The 790-nt window shown below is 54.8% G+C and carries 1 protein-coding gene; it reads right to left on the reverse strand.

From position 1 onward, the window contains the following. Window positions 1–119: 119 nt before the first annotated feature. Window positions 120–404: a type II toxin-antitoxin system RelE/ParE family toxin gene (locus tag ALO64_RS02735; protein WP_054991653.1), complete on the reverse strand. Its 285-nt coding sequence runs from the start codon at window positions 402–404 to the stop codon at window positions 120–122. Window positions 405–790: the final 386 nt, after the last annotated feature.

The following is a 790-nucleotide window of genomic DNA, read 5'->3' on the forward strand; positions in this document are numbered from 1 at the left end:
GTTATTTGCGCCTAACCTCTTTTACTCATGTGAGTAAGTGATTTTAGCGGCTAAAATCAGTCCTTGGTCAGACGTTTTCACATCGTACGATACGTTCGCGGGTACTGCACCCACGCTCTCTACTCCCGAACGGGCGGCCATTGGCGTGCCGCATGCACGACGTTCAGCACGCGCAGCAGGTCGCCGATCACATCGTAGATCAACAGGTAATTCCGGTGCGCGATCAGCTCGACCGTGTCGCGCACTCGGCCCAGTCGGCCAAGGTTCGGATGTTCGACTAGCAGCATGGCTTTTTCCTCGAACAGCTCATCAAGATCCAGTGCGGCCGTCGGATTGTCGGCCTCGATGTAGTTGTAAATGTCCTCGCGATCTTGAATCGCCTCTGGCGTCCAGAACAGATTCATCACTTCGACGCTTCAAGCCGGCGACGTGTTTCAGCGCGGGNNCGGCGGCCGGAACAAGATTGCCGGCGTTGGCCGACGCTCGCGAGCTCTCGACCTTTGCGCGCAGCCACTCGTCATATTCGGCCTGCTCCACGTAGTCGCGCATGAAGTCGCGCAGGAGCTGCGCCACTGTGCGGTCGTGGGCCTTAGCGGTCATGGAGAACTCGGTTTTCAGGGTCTCATCGACCCGAAACGTGAAGGTTGCTTCACTCATGGCACCACCTCGTGTGTTACTTGAAATGTACAATGTAACACCACGACATGTAAATTTAAAATAGGACCGTTTAGGTATACCCAAATAAGCCGATCTTATCAGCTATGGCTCAATTGACCTAAAGGCAACCCTA

The sequence above is a fragment of the Pseudomonas meliae genome, assembly GCF_001400515.1.
Classification (GTDB): Bacteria; Pseudomonadota; Gammaproteobacteria; order Pseudomonadales; family Pseudomonadaceae; genus Aquipseudomonas; species Aquipseudomonas amygdali.